This window comes from Vibrio fortis (assembly GCF_000695685.1).
GTDB classification, from domain to species: Bacteria; Pseudomonadota; Gammaproteobacteria; order Enterobacterales; family Vibrionaceae; genus Vibrio; species Vibrio fortis_A.
In genome coordinates this window covers 49,529-67,520 of record NZ_JFFR01000003.1, presented here as the reverse complement: position 1 = coordinate 67,520, position 17,992 = coordinate 49,529, and the positions used below count along the sequence as shown (strand labels likewise).

The following is a 17,992-nucleotide window of genomic DNA, read 5'->3' as shown; positions in this document are numbered from 1 at the left end:
GGTTGGGCAAATGCGGCGCACGTGCTACAAAATGGCTTAAGGGGATAAAACTAACCATTTTGTTAGGAGACAAACGTTTTCCCTGTGCGTCTTCTGAACAATAAAGTAACAAAAAAAAAATGATTTGGGTAAGAAAATTACGGAATAAGCCATAATTTTACAGAAGCTAAGCAAAAAAAACGGTGCCCTTAGGCACCGTATGTAATGAAGTAACAGAAAGTAGAACTATTACTGGTTTGTTATTCTTCGATTTTTGCGCCTTCAGGGGTGCCTGTAATTACAACATCAGCACCACGGTGAGCAAATAGACCAACAGTTACAACACCAGCAATACCGTTGATGATATCTTCCATCTGTTTTGGATTTTCAATCGCCATGCCGTGCACGTCTAAGATCACGTTGCCGTTATCTGTGATACAGCCTTCACGGTAAACCGGGTCACCGCCTAGTTTTACAAGCTCGCGCGCTACGTAAGAGCGAGCCATTGGGATAACTTCTACTGGCAATGGGAATTTGCCAAGTACGTCAACGGCTTTAGTACCATCAACAATACAAACAAATTTTTCAGAGATTGCAGCAACAATCTTTTCGCGAGTAAGGGCTGCGCCGCCACCTTTAATCATGTCACGAGTTGGGTTGATTTCGTCAGCGCCATCAACGTAGATGTCGAGTTTCGCAACGTCGTTACACTCATACACTTTGATCTCTAGTTCTTCTAGACGTTGTGTAGATGCTACAGAGCTAGAAACGGCACCTTTAATCTTGTCTTTCATAGTGCCTAGTGCGTCGATGAAGTGATTTACTGTAGAGCCAGTACCAACACCCACAATGCTGCCTTCTTCAACATACTGAAGTGCTGCCCAACCAGCCGCTTTTTTCATTTCATCTTGAGTCATGCCAATCTCCTGAATAGGTCGTGCTTTTTTGAATAAATAGAGCGTACGTGTAAGTTAACGTTTGCGGGCGGATTATAGCGCTTTAGCCATCAATTTCCCATTGCCAAGTTTTACTCGGAGTCACGATTTTAGGTAACGGGATGTCCCAATTTTCGGTAGGTAGCTGCTCAACGTGCTGACAATCATGAGCAAGCCCAATGGGTGTGGCTCCAACGCCAGTTTGGAACCAAGGTGCTAACGTGCGGTCGTAGTAGCCACCACCCATGCCTAAGCGATGACCATCGGAGTCAAAGCCAACCAGTGGTGTAAAAATAATATCAAGCTCACGCACGGGTTTAACCTGAGTTTGGTCGAGCTTGGGTTCCACAATGCCATATTTATTGTGCACCGTTGGTGTATCCGCCGCGTAGCGCAAGAATAGGAGATGTCCTTCCGAAAAAGGGTGTAGCACTGGGAGGTAGACTTCTTTGCCTTGTGACCATAGCCATTCGATCAGCGGCTGTGTATCTAGCTCACCGTCAGTAGATATATAGAGGGCGATATGTTGTGCTTTATGGATGTCGTTTAAGGTTGAACAACGTTCAACGAGATCTAAGCCAGCTTGCTGTTGTTCAAGAGTAGAGAGTGCTTTACGTTTCTGTCGGATGAGAGTGCGAAACTCGTTACGAGTGAGCGTCTTCATAAGAAGGGATACCCCAAAGTGCCGTTGAGAATAGATGGCCCTTGAACCTGCGAGTTCAAGGCGGATCAGCAATGATTACCGTAGGCTTCTCGGTACGGGCCGAGCATGCTCAATAGTACTCAAGTACTAACCCTTAGGGATTGCTTATCGGCTCGGGGACGTGAATCCTCTGACAAACACTCCAGGGTAAATTTGTGTACGCTATTGCTGTCCGTGCTTAACCTTACTGAGTACATCTGAAAGCGATGCAGTGAGCTTTTCCATGCGCTCGGTCAGTGCGTTTTGTTCGTCGTTAGCTTCGAACTTCTTCGTCTGTAGCTCATAACAGATGTTAAGAGCAGCGATAGTTAGCAGCTTAACTTCATTGGTTACCTTAGTACGTTCAGCCATCTCTTTCAATCGATTATCAAGATCGGCCGCCGCTGCGATTAATGACTCTTCTTGCCCTGCAGGACAATTAACTCGAGTCAATTTACCTAATATTTCAACGTCTACCGCTTGATTACTCATGATGGATGAACTCTTTAACGCGCTATTCTAAGGCCGTTGCCCTTTGTCATTATGAGAAAGAAAAAGTGCCAGCACCGATGAGGAAGCTAACTCCTCTGAGGAGGAAACTATAGGTAAACCGCTATTAAGATTCAAGCTTTTCAGGGTGACTGTTTGTAAATGAGAGCTTGAGCACACAGTAATTCAGCAAATTGAACATTTGGTAGTCACTCTTGCTGCAATTGCTAAGGATCTTCGCTTACTAGAATTGGGGTGAAGTGGTACGATTAATAGATTGATATAAAGAACAACTGAGCGAGTTATCTGATGAGCGAAACTACTTTACCTGACTACCTAACGGTTGCAACTGAATTGCAATCAGCAAGCCTTGCTGTAACGCCTGCAGAAATGCATGGCCTATTAACAGGGATGCTGAGCGGTGGGTTAAGCCTTGCAGATAAAAGCTGGCAGCCGTTGATCTTCGATTACACCAACGACGGAATGGGTTGGCCGGATCGCGCACTGACATTGGCAGAAGCAACGCTGAAAGTAACAACCAGTGAAATTACGGGCTCAGGCATGGAGCTTTCTATGCTGCTTCCGGATGAAGACGCGAGTGCAAGCCTGTTTGATCTGGCGGATGGTGTATCAGATTGGATTAATCACTTTATCTCAGGTTTAGGTTTGGTCGGTGCGCAACTGAACAAAGCGTCAGATGAGACCAAAGAAGCGTTGGCTGATCTAGAAGAGATGGCAAAATTAGGCATTGATGAAGACGATGACCTAGATGAACAAGCACAGCTGCTTGAACAGGTTATTGAACACGTTAAGGCTTGTGCATTAACGATTCATGCGGAGTTCGGTGCTCGTCCATCAGAAGATAGTGCACCAACCATTCACTAATTGTTTCGAGTTTAGAGGTCACGATGGCTCAATTTGATGTGGTAATTGCTGGTGGAGCAATGGCAGGCGCAACACTTGCTTTAGCCCTCAACCAGTTAAGTCAACGCTCTTTATCGATAGCTGTGGTTGAACCGTATCAGGTTGACCATAGTGCTCACCCTGGGTTTGATTCTCGCTCTATCGCACTCTCTTACGGAACGGTGCAGATTTTAGAGTCTCTCCAATTGTGGTCATCGATCTTACCGGTAGCGACGGCGATCAAAGATATTCATGTCTCAGACCGCGGTCATGCAGGGATGACGGATATCTTTAGCGAACAGCTCGCAGTGGATGCCCTAGGCTATGTGGTAGAACTTGCTGATGTTGGGCGTATCTACCAAGAGATGCTTGAGGCTGAAAACAATATCACTCTGTTTTGTCCATCCTCGGTGAGTGAGATTACTCGCCATCTTGATCATACGGATATTGAACTCAGTTGCGGCGAGACGATTTCTACGAAGTTGTTGGTTGCGGCTGATGGTGCCATCTCGACTTGCTGTGAGCGTTTAGGTATTACTCTGAACGAACACGATTTTGGTCAGGTTGCCGTTATCGCAAATATTGTCGCGAACGAACCGCATGCCGGGCGTGCGTTCGAACGCTTTACTGAGTATGGCCCAGTCGCGTTATTACCGATGACTAATAACCGTTTGTCTTTAGTTTGGTGTCTGCCACCAGAACAAGCTGAGAAAGTAATGGCGTTAGATGAAGCGGCCTTTCTTGAACAACTTCAAGACGCCTTTGGTTGGCGCCTAGGCAAGTTGGAAAAGGTAGGACAGAGGGCGAGTTACCCGCTGATTTTGCGTCATCGACAACAGAACATCTCCCATCGATTCGCGATTGTTGGCAATGCCGCACAAACCCTACACCCAATTGCGGGACAAGGATTTAACCTCGGCATTCGCGATGTTGCGTCGCTAGCGGAAGAGGTATGTGGGCAACTGGATGACGCAGGCCACTACTCAGGGTTAACACGCTTTAGAAAACGTCGAGAGTCGGATCGTGAAACCACGATTTCACTCACTTCAGGTCTGGTTCACCTGTTTTCAAATGACTGGCCAGCTACACGCTTAGGTCGTAATCTCGGATTGGCAGCAATGGATAACATCTCACCCCTTAAAGGCCCTTTATTGCGTCACACGCTAGGCTTGGTTGAGAGATAAGGTAGAAAATAATGATGCAAAGTGTTGATATCGCTATTGTTGGCGGTGGCATGGTTGGATTGGCATTAGCCGCAGCCCTTAAAGATAGTGATCTAAGAATCGCTGTGATTGAAGGCAAAGCGCCGAGCGAAGGATTGAATGAACTGCCGGATGTTCGTGTGTCGGCATTGAGCCGTTCAAGCGAAGTGATATTACGTAATCTAGGCGCATGGCGCGGTATTGAACAGCGACGTGCTGCACCTTATCAAGCGATGGAAGTGTGGGAGCAAGACAGCTTCGCACGCATCGAGTTTGATTCCACTCGTCTGGCGCAGCCAAATCTTGGTCATATTGTTGAGAACCGAGTGATTCAACTGGCACTGTTGGATCAAGTGAAAAAGCAGGACAATGTGAGCTTGTATATGCCAGCTACATGCCAATCTTTGGCTATTGGTGAAAGTGAAGCTTGGCTAACTCTAGATAATGGTCAGGCATTGACGGCCAAGCTGGTTGTTGGTGCTGATGGCGCAAACTCATGGGTTCGCAGACAGCAAGATATCCCACTCACACATTGGGACTATGGGCACAGCGCGATAGTGGCAAACATTCGCACTGAGTCTGCGCATGACAGTGTTGCGCGTCAGATCTTCACACCGCAAGGTCCATTGGCGTTTTTGCCAATGCAGTCGCCAAATATGAGCTCAATCGTATGGTCAACCGAGCCGAATCGTGCCGAGAAATTGGTATCGATGTCCGAACAAGAGTTCAACAAGCACCTAACGACAGAGTTTGATGCCAAGCTTGGTCTATGTAGCGTAGTTGGTGAACGCTTTGCCTTCCCACTTCGTATGCGTTATGCGCGTGACTTTGCCGTAGAGCGCGTGGCTTTGGTCGGTGATGCAGCCCACACCATTCATCCATTGGCAGGCCAAGGCGTGAATCTTGGCTTGCTTGATGCTGCGAGTCTGGCGCAAGAGTTAATCAAGCTGTGGCAAGCGGGTGAAGACATCGGAACCAAGCGTAATCTACGCAGCTACGAACGCTGGCGTAAGGCTGAAGCCGCGAAAATGATTGCCTCTATGCAGGGCTTTAAAGACCTGTTTGAAGGAGACAACCCAGCTAAGAAGTTGATTCGTGGTTTGGGGATGAAACTCGCTGGACAGCTGCCTGGGGCAAAAGACGAAATCATGAAACGTGCACTAGGTTTAACCGGTAATCTACCGGAGCTTGCTAAGCGACCAATAAGCACCAATTAATGATAAATGCTCAGGTTTCTAGAAACGCAAAAGGGTTGGCAGTGCCAACCCTTTTTTGTATTCAGTCGATAATTATGTTGATTAAGCGTAAGCGCACCTTAGCTTCATAATTTCATTGTTTATCTCTTTAACGGTATCAAAATGGCGCTTTTCAGCCCTCTCTGGCAGAACCAGTTTACCGTTATCAAATTCAAATTTCCCAACGCCGTAAATGTAGATTCGTCCTTTAAAAAGTCGACTTACATGTTTAGCAATCATACCGGGTGTATAGCGCTTAAACAGTCTCATTTTTTCTTATCCTTATCTTTACCTAGCCAGCATATTATAGAAAATCTCCGGGGGAATAATTGTGATAAGCGTGGAGTAATATGCAGTAGAGTTGTCTCTTAGTAGATATTTGTGCTGCAGTAAGCAGATTTACTAGCAAATATCGTTTTTATCGTGAGCTTCTCCTCAAAAACAGTGGGTTTAGTGAACTGCCTGCTGACTTTCCTGTCTGGGCTTTAGGCAGCGCACTGTTAGCAAAGTTAAGAATAGGCGTAAATTCTTTATTTGTGTAATAAAAGTGTAAATTTTTTGCATAAAAAAAGCCCGTTCAAAAACGGGCGAATAGTCACAGATGCATTACACAAAAGTGGATGACTGACGTTACTCAGTGGATTCACTTTGACTGGTTAGTTATCGCTTTGATTAAAACCTAACCAGTGAATGTAGACTACCCTAGAATAGTCTTCTTGACTAGTTATGCTTTAATTTTGACTAAATATATTTTCTGGTCGGTCTGGTAAATATGATAAATGTCTCAATTGCTATGAGAATTTTCATACAAAGCTTAGTGCTTTTGAGACCAAGATCGATCTGTAATTGAGGCTATTTGCAGATATCGGCTTCAATCGGCGCACATAGGTTCATAAGATCGTTGAGATCAAGGGCGATCCCAGCCATTCGCTCACCAGAACTGATGGTGACAATTTTATTCTGTTGAAGAGAGCGATCAAAAATGATCGGCATATAGCGCTTAAGTGCTAGTGGGCCAACACAACCGACTTTAAAGCCAGTGACCGATTCAACATCTTGTTGGGATACACAGGTCATTCGGCGGCAATTGAGCACGGCTCGCACTTTTTTGGGATCAATTGACTTGTCGCCCGGTGCACACGCTAGCGCGTATTGGTTGCCCATATCTCGCAGCAGAATACATTTGACCATTTGTGACGGCTCAATACCTCTAGCCTGCGCTGTCTCTTCAATGGAAGTGGTTTTTTTATCTTGCAATAGCAGGCGGTAGGCCACCTGCTGTTGATCCAACCAATCTGTAATTACCGTTTTCAAAGGGAATTACTCTTCTTCCAAGCTATAAGGTAGCGGTTGGATAGTCCATTTGTGTTCTGGTTGCTCGGCAAGGCGCAGTTCAACATCATCATCTAAATTATTCGGTAGAACAATCAGGCCAATAGCTGTGTTATCAGAGAATTGGTAGACGTTCAGAAGACGGCCTGCACCACGCCAGTTTTCACCTACGCTGCGCTCTAGTTCAATCGCTGAATCCAACGTTAGTGGCCGCTCGGTCGTACCAGATACAATGCGCATTTCACGTTTGTTCATGCCACGGTATTTCGCGCGTGCCACGGTCTCTTGGCCAGTGTAACAACCCTTGCTAAAACTGATGCCGCCAATCGCTTGTAAGTTCAGCGCTTGCGGGATGTGTTCATTCTGCTCTGCTGCAGACAGCTTTGGTTGAGCATCCATGATCTCAAAGTACTGCCACAGCGTTTCGGAAACTTTTTCAACTGAGCTGCCCTTAACTAATGTTTGTGCCGCGTCTGAAGTCACAAGTAGCGCCCAGCGAGAATCCGCGACTTTCACAGCGCTACCGCCTTCGATTGCACGTACATTGCCACGATCCTCAGAAAGGGTATCGATCAAGCTATCCGCTTGAGAACCCATGATGCCAAGGACAACGTCTTCAGTCTGCTCAATGGTTACCTTAGAGAATACCGCGTACTTTTTGATTTCCTGAAGCTCAACTTCAATCGCTGACTTTGGTTGGAGTAGGGCGTAACCATCATTGTGGTGGAATAGGCGGAAAATGCTCCACACTTTACCTTTCGCATCACAGTGTGCGCCTAGCGTTGACTCATCACTCGCTAGCTGCACTACGTCGCACGTTACTTGGCCTTGTAGGTAAGACTTCTTGTCGTCGCCTACCATAGTAATCGCACCCCAGTCAGAGATGTGTGTCATCATCACTTCTGGAAGTGTGTCGTTATGCGTGTGATTAAGTGGTTGAAACGTGTTTTTCCAATCCATTTTGCCTTTCCTGAGAAATTTGATTTGTGTCTATGTTAATCCGGTTCGTTTTTTTTGTCAGCCTAGGTTTTTTTGTGAGCTGAGATAGGGACTGAGACGACTATGCTAGTTGCAGCGCTTATGAGTTGTTACACTCGAAGAGAGAAAAATAATAGGTGAGGATAACCAATGTACACTGCAGAGCAGAAAGCACGAATTAAATGGGGCTGCCGTCGCGGTATGTTAGAGCTTGATGTAGTCATCATGCCCTTTTTTGAGGAATGTTTTGATTCATTGCAAGAGCAGGAGCAACGTGATTTTGTTTCGCTACTAGAGTGTGATGATCCCGATCTGTTTACATGGGTGATGGGTCACGGTCGTAGTGAAAACCTAGGTCACGCATCAATGGTCGACAAAATTGTTGCACACAACCTCAGCAAGGTTCGTTAAGCTCAAGCTTAGCCCTTCGTATTACGCATTATTCGCAAAAGGCGCCACTCTGTGGTGCCTTTTGTTTTTTGTGATCACGTCAAATATCCCTCTTGTTGCCACTCCTTGCATCTTCGCACTGCTGTACCTGATGATGCGCGATAATAAAATTGGCTGGCCAATAGCCACGGGTGCGATAGAGCTTAGACCCAACCAAGAGATAACGGTTAATGGGCAGAAACGTGTTCTTCAATCAAGCGATACTATTTTCCGTTCTCTATTTGTGATGCTGAAGTTCAGTGAAGGTGAGCCAGTCATTGTATGGCGGGATAGCTTTTGTGAAGCGGACTATCGTTATTTATTGGTGTGGCTAAAAACAAAAAGGGAGCACCATGCTCCCTTTAAGTCGTAATTTTTTCGCCTTAGTTTTTGTTCGGCGTCAGAATTGTTGGACCGCTGTCTTCAGCCAGTTCAGGGTAGTCCAGCGTATAGTGCAGACCGCGGCTCTCTTTACGTTGCATCGCACAGCGCACCATTAGCTCAGCAACTTGCAGTAGGTTACGCAGTTCTAGTAGGTTGTTCGAAACCTTAAAGTGACTGTAGTATTCGTGAGTCTCTTGTTGCAGCATCTGAATACGACGCATAGCGCGCTCAAGACGCTTATCAGTACGTACGATACCCATGTAATCCCACATAAAGAGACGCAGTTCATGCCAGTTGTGCTGGATGATGACTTCTTCGTCACTGTTGGTCACTTGGCTCTCATCCCATGCAGGTAGTGCTGCACACAGTTGAGATTGTTCGATGTTCTCGACGATGTGTTTGGCTGCGGACCAAGCGTAAACGACACACTCTAGCAGTGAGTTTGATGCCATGCGGTTCGCACCGTGAAGACCTGTGTAGCTTACCTCACCAATTGCATAGAGGTTTTGTAGATCGGTCTGGCCATCCTTGTTCACCATCACGCCACCACAGGTGTAGTGCGCAGCAGGAACAATTGGAATCGGCTCTTTGGTCATATCGATACCCAGATCCATCAAGCGCGTGTGAATCATTGGGAAGTGCGCAGTAATGAACTCTTCAGGCTTGTGGCTGATGTCCACATACATGCAATCGGCGCCAAGACGCTTCATCTCAAAGTCGATAGCGCGAGCCACCACATCACGAGGGGCTAGCTCACCACGCTCGTCGAAATCTTTCATAAAGCGAGTGCCGTCAGGGCGGCGTAGATACGCACCTTCACCGCGAAGAGCTTCAGTTAACAAGAAGTTACGAGCTTCAGGATGGAATAGACAGGTCGGGTGGAACTGGTTGAACTCAAGGTTCGCAACACGACAACCTGCACGCCAAGCGATCGCAATACCATCACCAGAAGAGACATCTGGGTTGGATGTGTACTGGTAAACTTTCGAGGCACCGCCAGTGGCAAGTACCACGAATTTCGCGCGAACGGTTTCTACTTGCTCTTGGTTGCGGTTCCAAATGTAGGCACCGATAACTTTATCTTTTGAGCCACCGATTTTATCTTCGGTGATCAAGTCGAGGGCATTATGGCGCTCTAAGATCTCAATGTTTGGGTGGTTATTAACGTTGTCTTGCAGAGAGGTCTGCATTGCCATGCCGGTTGCATCTGCTGCGTGTAGGATACGTCGGTGGCTGTGGCCGCCTTCACGAGTCAGGTGGTATTTAGGCTGACCTTCAGTGCTGTTTTCGTCTTTATCGAAAGGCACACCGCCATCGATTAGCCATTGCACACACTCTTTAGCATTCTCAGCAATGAATTGAACGGTGTCTTCTTCACATAACCCAGCGCCAGCAATTTGCGTATCTTCAACGTGCGACTCAATGCTGTCCGATTCGTCAAATACGGCCGCGATACCACCCTGTGCGTAGTACGTCGATCCTTCGCTACGTGGTCCTTTGCTTAATACGATTACTTTTGCATGTTCAGCGACGCGTAAGGCTAATGACAAGCCAGCAGCACCACTCCCCACCACTAATACATCACATTGATGTTCACGGTTTGCGTTCATAAAACTTTTTAAATCCCGGGCTATAGTCGAGTTGTCCACTCTAAATTGACGTTGTCTTGTTTTAGGAGGGCTTTAACGACTGTTATACTCAGTCTCAATGAGTCCTTAAAGACAATGCAGAATCAAGATATAGACAGCTATCTAGAAATATTTAATTGCTCAATACCATTGCTTTTGCTTAAGTTTCCCCAAATTGATAGGGGCAGCTATTTTTATTACATCACATTGTGAAACAATAATGGCAAATAATTTTAAGAAAGTTGGAACTTTCCTTATTTGACCTAGTCACAATAGTGCTCATGTAGACAGTGATGTCAATACTACATTTCGCATAATTAGTACCCATATCTGAGAAGGTAAGGGTGATAACAATAGGAGTACCCGCTCGAATGAACGAGCAGCTAACCGATCAAGTGTTGATTGAGCGAGTTCAGAGTGGAGATAAGCAAGCATTTAACCTGTTAGTGGTTAAGTATCAAAACAAAGTTTGCAATCTTATCTCTCGCTACGTGAATAATTCCGGTGATGTGGCTGATGTGGCACAGGAAGCGTTTATAAAGGCTTACCGCGCAATACCAAACTTTAGAGGCGAGAGCGCCTTCTACACATGGTTGTACCGAATTGCCGTGAACACAGCAAAAAATCACATAGTTGCACAGAGCCGTAGGCCTCCTGCAACCGATGTAGATGCAGATGATGCAGAATATTTTGAAACTGGCAGCGCATTGAAAGAAATTTCGAACCCTGAGAACTTAACGCTGTCGAAAGAATTGAAAGAAGTAGTGTTCGGAGCGATTGAAGCGCTACCGGAAGACTTGAAAACTGCAATGACCTTACGCGAACTTGAAGGCTTGAGTTACGAAGAGATTGCAGAAGTAATGGATTGCCCTGTAGGAACCGTACGTTCGCGTATTTTCCGTGCTCGTGAAGCGGTGGAAAAGAAAATTAAACCTCTTTTGCAGCGCTAAAACTTGTAATAATTATGGTGAAAATAATGGCTGATAAAGAAAAGCTTTCGGCACTCATGGATGGTGAAACGATCGATAAAGCTCTGATTGCTGAGTTGGAGTCTGATCAAGAAAGCAAGGATACCTGGCAGAGTTACCATTTAATCGGTGATGTCATGCGAGGCGATGCGCCAGAAACGCTAGAGTGGAACATTGCGGATAGTGTTGCTGCGGCGCTTGAGAATGAGCCTGCGCACAACAAACTCAACAATGTGCATTCATTGCGCCCAGAGCAGACACAAACTGTTGCTCCAGAAGTGCAAGAAGAACAACCTAAACCTCAACAAGCAAAACGCCAGATGCCAGCTTGGCTGCAGCAATTTGGTCAAGTTGCCGTTGCGGCTTGTGTGTCGTTGGCGGTTATTTTGGGTATTCAACAGTATGGTGGTAGCGATCCAGCCGCACCTGAAGCAGAACAACTGCCTGTACTGCAAACTATCCCGTTTGCCGGTTCGGTAGAGCCAGTAAGCCTAACTCGTGAATCTGTTGAGAAACCTGTAACAGATGCTAACTTGCAAGAGCAGCGCAAGCGCGTACACGCTATGTTGCAAGATTACGAGTTGCAATTGAGATTAAACAACGACGCGTCGACTGAAAATGAGTCGCGTCTAGAATCGGATATTGAATGAAGAAATTCCTGGTCAGTGCACTGACACTGTTCAGCTTGATCTCTCCAAGCGCCTTTGCAGAAGAGCCCTCTGCAAAGGCCTTATTGCATCAAATGAACGAGGCCAGTCAGCATTTAAATTACGAACTTTCCTACATACTGATCAAGAAGAGCAGTATTGAACCGCTCTTGTATCGTCATGCCGTAAGTGACGAGCAACAACTCGCTCACCTTGTCTACCTAAGTGGTCCTGTACGCGAAGTAATTCGTCGCGGCAACGAAGTCAGCTACATCGAACCAGGTACTGAACCTTTTACGATTGAGTCTGGCAATATGGTTGCGCCAGTTATTCCGATGTTGAATAACGACATTGATATCCTGAACGAGTATTACGACTTCGTGAAGGTAGGGCGTGCGCGTGAAGCCGGTACGACAACGCAAGTGTTGCGTGTGGTGCCAAAAGACGGCCTGCGTTACTCCTATGTTCTTTGGGTTGATGAGAACACTAATCTGCCCCTACGAGCGGACCTGCTCGACCGAGATGGTGAAATTCTAGAGCAGTACCGTACGATTTCTTATGTGGTTAACGATAAGATTGCAGAAGCGATGGCAGGGCTGAACAACGCTCAGCTACCGAAAGTGCTCTCTTTACCTGACGGTGTGGTGGGCGAAAGCGATTGGCGCGTCTCTTGGATCCCTGATGGATTTGAAGCGAAAGAGCTAAACCGCTACCCAATGGCAACAACCAATAAGATGGTTGAAAGCCAGATGTTTAGTGACGGTCTATTTAGCTTCTCGGTTTATATCTCAGACAGAGATGAGCACTCTCTTAAAGGTCAGCTTGTGCGCCAAGGTCGTCGTACCCTGCATAGCTTAGTGAGTGGTGATAACGAGATCTCTGTAGTCGGAGATATTCCTCCTGCAACCGCGCAGCGTATCGCACAATCGGTGCAATTTGCTGCTAATCAAGGTACAAGCCAATGATGACCGCATTGGCTACCGTGAGCGCCGTTGAGAAACAGGGCGCTCACTATCATGTGCAATTGAGCTGCGAGCAACAAACCAGTTGCAGTAGCTGTTCCTCTCAAAAGAGTTGTGGCACTGGTATCGTGACCAAAGCCGTTGGCAATAAGTCCCTTTTCTGGCAACTAACGACCAAGAACCTTGTGAAAGCTGGACAAATCGTCGAGATAGGTTTTCCTGAAAGGAGTCTGCTGGAGTCGGCAGCTCTAGTGTACCTCGTTCCATTGTTCATGATGATGCTCGGTGCTGCCTTTGGTCAGCTGCTGTTAGCGCCTTTACTTGGAGTCGGAGAGGGCGCAGTTATTCTGTCTGCTGCTATATTTACAGCTGGTGGTATTGCCCTTGCAAAACGTTTGGCCAAACCAATGGAAGACAAATCGAAGCAGCAAGTGGTGTTGATTCGAATCCTTGGTGAGCCGCTTGTCTAATTTATGATGCGTATTGCGGTTAAATTGGGTAGAATCTGCCAACTTGATTGAAATGCCGCCACCGCAGTCTATGAAACGCGGTCGATACGCGGCTTTCTTACCGTCCTAATTTAAAGAGTTTGTCACACCAAATTATGAAGCACATTCGTAACTTTTCGATTATCGCCCACATCGACCATGGTAAGTCGACCCTATCTGACCGTCTAATCCAAGTTTGTGGAGGATTAAGCGATCGTGAAATGGCTGCGCAAGTCCTTGATTCGATGGATCTGGAGCGTGAACGTGGCATCACTATCAAATCTCAGAGTGTGACTCTTAACTACACTGCTAAAGATGGTGAAACTTATCAATTAAACTTCATCGATACTCCAGGACACGTTGACTTCGCATACGAAGTATCTCGTTCTCTAGCCGCTTGTGAAGGTGCGCTACTGGTTGTCGATGCGGGTCAGGGTGTAGAAGCTCAGACACTAGCAAACTGTTACACAGCGATCGAAATGGATCTGGAAGTTGTGCCAATCCTAAACAAGATTGACCTTCCTGCTGCGGATCCAGAGCGCGTATCTGAAGAGATCGAAGAGATCGTTGGTATCGACGCAATGGAAGCGACTCGCTGTTCTGCGAAAACTGGTATCGGTGTTGACGATGTACTAGAAAACATTGTTTCAGCGATCCCTGCGCCAGAAGGCGATCCAGATGCGCCGCTACAAGCACTGATCATTGACTCTTGGTTCGATAACTACCTTGGCGTTGTATCGCTAGTACGTATCAAGAACGGTTCTCTAAGAAAGAACGACAAGATCAAAGTAATGAGTACTGGTCAAGTTTGGGGTGTAGACCGTCTAGGTATCTTCACACCAAAACAGGTTGATACCGAAGTTCTGCAAACTGGCGAAGTAGGCTGGGTTGTATGTGGTATTAAAGACATCCTTGGTGCACCAGTAGGTGATACGCTGACACTGGCTAAAAACGGCTGTGAAACGGCACTACCGGGCTTTAAGAAAGTAAAACCACAGGTATACGCAGGTCTATTCCCAGTATCATCTGACGACTACGAAAACTTCCGTGATGCACTAGGCAAATTGAGCCTAAACGATGCATCACTATTCTACGAGCCAGAAAACTCTGCAGCTCTAGGTTTCGGTTTCCGTTGTGGCTTCCTTGGTATGCTTCACATGGAGATCATCCAAGAGCGTCTAGAGCGTGAATACGACCTAGACCTGATTACAACTGCGCCAACCGTAGTTTACGAAGTTGAAAAAACTGACGGCACACTGCTTTACGTAGATAGCCCAGCTAAGCTTCCTGCTATTAACGATATCGATGAGATTCGTGAGCCGATTGCACGTTGTAACATCCTAGTACCATCGGATTACTTAGGTAACGTAATCACACTGTGTGTTGAGAAGCGTGGTGTGCAGGTTGATATGATCTATCACGGTAACCAAGTAGCGGTTGTTTACGATATTCCTATGGCTGAAGTGGTACTGGACTTCTTCGACCGTCTGAAATCAACATCTCGTGGCTACGCGTCACTGGATTACAACTTCCAACGCTTTGAAGCGTCTAGCATGGTTCGTGTAGACGTTCTTCTAAACGGCGACACTGTTGATGCACTAGCAATGATTACCCACAAAGATCAGTCTCAGACTCGTGGTCGTCAGCTAGTTGAGAAGATGAAAGAGTTCATCCCTCGTCAGATGTTCGATATTGCAATTCAAGCGGCTATCGGTAACCACATCATCGCTCGTTCAACAGTTAAGCAGCTGCGTAAGAACGTTATCGCGAAATGTTACGGTGGTGACGTGAGTCGTAAGAAGAAGCTTCTGAAGAAACAGAAAGAAGGTAAGAAGCGTATGAAGCAGATCGGTAACGTAGAGCTGCCTCAAGAAGCGTTCTTAGCAATTCTTCACGTTGGCAAAGACTAGTATCAATCGTACTAACTAACTGCTAAATATTACTGGTTAAAATCGCTTATTTCGTTGTTGCAAAGATTTGTAATTAGGCCCACTAGTCACTGCACTTTGCGCCTAGAACTAAGCGATTTTTCCTGCGTAATCTTTCAAGCATCTAGTCAGTGTGATTGATAACAATTAGAAATATTAAGTAGAGTGAAAGAGTTATACTCTTTCACTTTCGTTATTTTTAAAGAAATGAAATTTAAGGGATATAAATGGCTAATACATTTTCGCTTATTTTAGTGATCGTAACCTTAGTGACTGGCGTTGTATGGGCGTTAGAGAAGTTTGTTTGGGCTAAGAAACGCCAATTGAAACTGGCTAGCGTTACCGCTCAAACTAACGGTTTAGATGCTGAAACCAGTGCAAAAGTGACGGCTCAGCCTTGGTGGGTTGAAAATAGCGTATCCATTTTCCCTGTAATTGCATTTGTTTTGGTGCTGCGTTCATTTATCTACGAACCGTTCCAAATCCCATCGGGCTCGATGATGCCAACCCTACTTGTAGGTGACTTTATCCTAGTTGAGAAATACGCTTACGGTCTAAAAGACCCAGTATGGCGCACTCAACTGGTAGAAACAGGCAAACCTGAGCGTGGTGACTCAATCGTATTCAAGTACCCGCCACAGCCAAATATTGACTACATTAAACGTGTGGTTGGCCTGCCGGGCGATATGATTCGTTACAACAGTAACAAAGAGCTGTGTATTCAAACCAAAGGCACACAAGGCTGCAAACCTGTGAAGCTGAGTAACGTTGAAGAGAGCCAATTTATTCAAGACGGTGTGCCACTTATCCAACTCAATGAGAAGTTGGGTGATGTTGAGCACCAAGTTTTAGTTAACCCACTGCGTCGTGACCGTGTGCAATCGTACCAGCCTCGTCCAGGTGTTAACGAGTGGGTTGTTCCAGAAGGCCAGTACTTTGTAATGGGTGATAACCGTGACAACAGTGCAGACAGCCGTTACTGGGGCTTTGTCCCTGAAGAAAACCTAGTAGGTAAAGCGGTTGCGATTTGGATCAGCTTTGAATTCGAGCGTAGCTCAGACAGTGTTTTACCTTCTTGGATCCCAACTGGTGTGCGTTTCAACCGCATCGGTGGCATTAATTAATCGATCACTAAATACATCGAGAGAGCATGAATTCTCCAATTGATAAACTAGAGAGAAAGATCGGCTATCAGTTCAAAGATACCGATCTCATTCACCTGGCGCTGACTCACCGCAGCGCTGCAGGTAAGCACAACGAACGTCTTGAGTTTCTGGGCGATTCAATTTTAAGTTTTGTCATCGCTGATGATCTCTACCACCGTTTTCCGAAAGTAAACGAGGGTGATATGAGCCGTATGCGTGCTACTTTGGTACGCGGACATACATTGGCTGAACTAGGTCGTGAATTCGCCCTAGGAGATTACTTAAAATTAGGTCCAGGTGAGTTAAAGAGTGGCGGATTCCGTCGTGACTCTATTCTGGCAGATGCTGTCGAAGCAATCATTGGTGCTATCTACCTAGATAGCGACACTGAAACAATTCGCGGCATCATTTTAAGCTGGTACAAAACTCGCCTAGAAGCGATTCAGCCTGGTGTTTCTCAAAAAGACCCGAAAACGCGTCTGCAAGAGTTCCTACAGGGCCGAAGAAATCCGCTACCTGTCTACACAGTGACTAATATTAAAGGTGAAGCACACAACCAGGAATTTACGGTTGAGTGTAAAGTGGCAGGTGTGGATAAACCTGTTATCGGTAAAGGCACTAGCCGCCGCAAGGCAGAACAAGCGGCTGCTGAAACAGCATTAGAGCAACTAAGCAATGTCTGATAACAACCAAGAATTCGATATCGATGCATTCTTTGCATCTGATAACAAAGAACCTAGCCTACCGGAAAACCAGCACTGTGGTTTCATCGCTATCGTCGGTCGTCCGAACGTAGGTAAGTCGACACTTCTGAACCATATTTTGGGTCAAAAGATTTCGATCACATCGCGTAAACCTCAAACGACTCGCCACCGTATTATGGGTGTAGAGACCGAAGGGGATTACCAAGCGATTTACGTTGATACTCCAGGACTTCATATCGAAGAGAAGCGTGCTATCAACCGTCTGATGAACCGTGCAGCAAACAGCTCTTTGAGTGATGTGAACTTGGTACTTTTCCTTGTTGACGGTACGCACTGGACTGAAGACGATGAGATGGTACTGACCAAGCTTAAGAAAGCGAACTTCCCAGTCGTTCTTTGTGTGAACAAAGTAGACAACGTGCAAGACCGCAATGACGTGATGCTGCACATGATGGAGGTGTCTAAGAAGATGGACTTCATCGATGTTGTGCCAATTTCGGCAAAACACGGTAAGAACACTGATGTACTGCGTAAGCACGTTCGTGAACATCTTCCGAAAGCGACACACCACTTCCCTGAAGAGTATGTAACGGACCGTTCTCAGCGCTTCATGGCGTCAGAGATCATTCGTGAAAAGCTGATGCGTTTTACGGGTGATGAGTTGCCTTACTCAGTGACGGTTGAGATCGAACGCTTTGACTACAACCCAGACAACGATGGCTTCCACATTAACGCACTTATCTTAGTTGAGCGTAGTGGCCAGAAGAAGATGGTGATTGGTAAAGGCGGCGAGAAGATCAAGACAATCGGTCGCGAAGCTCGTCTGGATATGGAAGAACTATTCGGTCGTAAAGTATTCCTAGAAACTTGGGTTAAAGTGAAGTCGGGTTGGGCTGATGATGAACGTGCACTGCGTTCACTGGGCTACATCGACGACTTATAACCCGCTAGAGGCGCAAGCGCTTCGCTCCGGG

General features: G+C 46.3%; 20 protein-coding genes and 1 other RNA gene. 13 read left to right on the top strand and 8 right to left on the bottom strand.

What is annotated here, in order from left to right; genetic code table 11:
* Positions 1–239: 239 nt before the first annotated feature.
* The 4 genes from rpiA to zapA form a co-directional block, all read right to left on the bottom strand.
* Complete coding sequence (rpiA, locus tag VFDL14_RS17750) at positions 240–896, bottom strand: ribose-5-phosphate isomerase RpiA (protein ID WP_032549825.1); 657 nt, start codon at positions 894–896, stop codon at positions 240–242.
* Between the two features lie 82 nt (positions 897–978).
* On the bottom strand, positions 979–1,578 hold the full coding sequence (locus tag VFDL14_RS17755) for a 5-formyltetrahydrofolate cyclo-ligase (protein ID WP_032549824.1): 600 nt from the start codon (positions 1,576–1,578) through the stop codon (positions 979–981).
* Positions 1,579–1,584: 6 nt separating this feature from the next.
* Positions 1,585–1,769, bottom strand: a non-coding RNA gene (ssrS, locus tag VFDL14_RS23855) — 6S RNA.
* Positions 1,770–1,779: 10 nt separating this feature from the next.
* Entirely contained in the window at positions 1,780–2,088 is a 309-nt protein-coding gene (gene zapA, locus VFDL14_RS17760) for a cell division protein ZapA (RefSeq protein WP_032549823.1), read from the bottom strand.
* Positions 2,089–2,394: 306 nt separating this feature from the next.
* Between zapA and VFDL14_RS17765 the strand changes: the two genes are divergently transcribed.
* The 3 genes from VFDL14_RS17765 to VFDL14_RS17775 are packed head-to-tail and all read left to right on the top strand — an operon-like array spanning position 2,395 to position 5,407.
* Positions 2,395–2,970, top strand: a complete 576-nt coding sequence (locus VFDL14_RS17765) for a YecA family protein (protein ID WP_032549822.1) — start codon at positions 2,395–2,397, stop codon at positions 2,968–2,970.
* A gap of 23 nt (positions 2,971–2,993) precedes the next feature.
* On the top strand, positions 2,994–4,172 hold the full coding sequence (ubiH, locus tag VFDL14_RS17770) for a 2-octaprenyl-6-methoxyphenyl hydroxylase (protein WP_032549821.1): 1,179 nt from the start codon (positions 2,994–2,996) through the stop codon (positions 4,170–4,172).
* Between the two features lie 11 nt (positions 4,173–4,183).
* Positions 4,184–5,407: an FAD-dependent 2-octaprenylphenol hydroxylase gene (locus VFDL14_RS17775; protein WP_032549820.1), complete on the top strand. Its 1,224-nt coding sequence runs from the start codon at positions 4,184–4,186 to the stop codon at positions 5,405–5,407.
* Positions 5,408–5,488: 81 nt separating this feature from the next.
* Here the strand turns inward: VFDL14_RS17775 and VFDL14_RS17780 are convergent, their stop codons facing one another.
* The 3 genes from VFDL14_RS17780 to ygfZ all read right to left on the bottom strand — a co-directional run bounded on the left by VFDL14_RS17780 (position 5,489) and on the right by ygfZ (position 7,717).
* Positions 5,489–5,695: a DUF1107 domain-containing protein gene (locus VFDL14_RS17780; protein ID WP_032549819.1), complete on the bottom strand. Its 207-nt coding sequence runs from the start codon at positions 5,693–5,695 to the stop codon at positions 5,489–5,491.
* A 582-nt stretch (positions 5,696–6,277) separates the two neighbouring features.
* Positions 6,278–6,739 (bottom strand): aminoacyl-tRNA deacylase, encoded by a 462-nt coding sequence (locus VFDL14_RS17785; protein WP_032549818.1) that lies wholly within the window; start codon positions 6,737–6,739, stop codon positions 6,278–6,280.
* A 6-nt stretch (positions 6,740–6,745) separates the two neighbouring features.
* On the bottom strand, positions 6,746–7,717 hold the full coding sequence (ygfZ, locus tag VFDL14_RS17790) for a tRNA-modifying protein YgfZ (protein ID WP_032549817.1): 972 nt from the start codon (positions 7,715–7,717) through the stop codon (positions 6,746–6,748).
* A gap of 168 nt (positions 7,718–7,885) precedes the next feature.
* Here ygfZ and VFDL14_RS17795 point away from each other — a divergent pair, with 168 nt between their 5' ends.
* Both VFDL14_RS17795 and VFDL14_RS0122965 read left to right on the top strand, forming a co-directional pair.
* Positions 7,886–8,146, top strand: a complete 261-nt coding sequence (locus VFDL14_RS17795; RefSeq protein ID WP_032549815.1) for a succinate dehydrogenase assembly factor 2 — start codon at positions 7,886–7,888, stop codon at positions 8,144–8,146.
* Entirely contained in the window at positions 8,115–8,537 is a 423-nt protein-coding gene (locus tag VFDL14_RS0122965) for a protein YgfX (RefSeq protein ID WP_327196321.1), read from the top strand. Before VFDL14_RS17795 ends, VFDL14_RS0122965 begins: the two co-directional genes overlap by 32 nt.
* Positions 8,538–8,547: 10 nt before the next feature.
* On the opposite strand, the gene nadB is transcribed toward VFDL14_RS0122965, so the two are convergent.
* Positions 8,548–10,158 carry an L-aspartate oxidase gene (gene nadB, locus VFDL14_RS17800; RefSeq protein ID WP_032549814.1) on the bottom strand — a complete coding sequence of 537 codons (1,611 nt, stop codon included), beginning with the start codon at positions 10,156–10,158 and terminating at the stop codon, positions 8,548–8,550.
* A 389-nt stretch (positions 10,159–10,547) separates the two neighbouring features.
* On the opposite strand from nadB, the gene rpoE reads away from it, so the two are divergent.
* From rpoE to era, 8 genes are all read left to right on the top strand, one after another.
* Positions 10,548–11,126 (top strand): RNA polymerase sigma factor RpoE, encoded by a 579-nt coding sequence (gene rpoE, locus VFDL14_RS17805; protein ID WP_032549813.1) that lies wholly within the window; start codon positions 10,548–10,550, stop codon positions 11,124–11,126.
* Between the two features lie 26 nt (positions 11,127–11,152).
* The gene (locus tag VFDL14_RS17810) at positions 11,153–11,794 is read left to right on the top strand and encodes an RseA family anti-sigma factor (protein WP_032549811.1); all 642 of its coding nucleotides are present in this window, start codon (positions 11,153–11,155) and stop codon (positions 11,792–11,794) included.
* Positions 11,791–12,756, top strand: a complete 966-nt coding sequence (gene rseB / locus VFDL14_RS17815) for a sigma-E factor regulatory protein RseB (RefSeq protein WP_032549810.1) — start codon at positions 11,791–11,793, stop codon at positions 12,754–12,756. The genes VFDL14_RS17810 and rseB overlap by 4 nt, the downstream gene beginning before the upstream one ends.
* Positions 12,753–13,223 (top strand): SoxR reducing system RseC family protein, encoded by a 471-nt coding sequence (locus tag VFDL14_RS17820; RefSeq protein WP_032549809.1) that lies wholly within the window; start codon positions 12,753–12,755, stop codon positions 13,221–13,223. Before rseB ends, VFDL14_RS17820 begins: the two co-directional genes overlap by 4 nt.
* Before the next feature lie 134 nt (positions 13,224–13,357).
* Positions 13,358–15,151, top strand: a complete 1,794-nt coding sequence (lepA, locus tag VFDL14_RS17825; protein ID WP_032549807.1) for a translation elongation factor 4 — start codon at positions 13,358–13,360, stop codon at positions 15,149–15,151.
* Between the two features lie 245 nt (positions 15,152–15,396).
* Positions 15,397–16,293, top strand: a complete 897-nt coding sequence (lepB, locus tag VFDL14_RS17830; RefSeq protein ID WP_032549806.1) for a signal peptidase I — start codon at positions 15,397–15,399, stop codon at positions 16,291–16,293.
* A 26-nt stretch (positions 16,294–16,319) separates the two neighbouring features.
* Positions 16,320–16,997, top strand: coding sequence for a ribonuclease III (gene rnc, locus VFDL14_RS17835; protein WP_032549805.1), 678 nt, complete (start codon positions 16,320–16,322; stop codon positions 16,995–16,997).
* Positions 16,990–17,961: a GTPase Era gene (gene era, locus VFDL14_RS17840; protein WP_032549803.1), complete on the top strand. Its 972-nt coding sequence runs from the start codon at positions 16,990–16,992 to the stop codon at positions 17,959–17,961. The genes rnc and era overlap by 8 nt, the downstream gene beginning before the upstream one ends.
* The last annotated feature ends 31 nt before the right edge of the window (positions 17,962–17,992 follow it).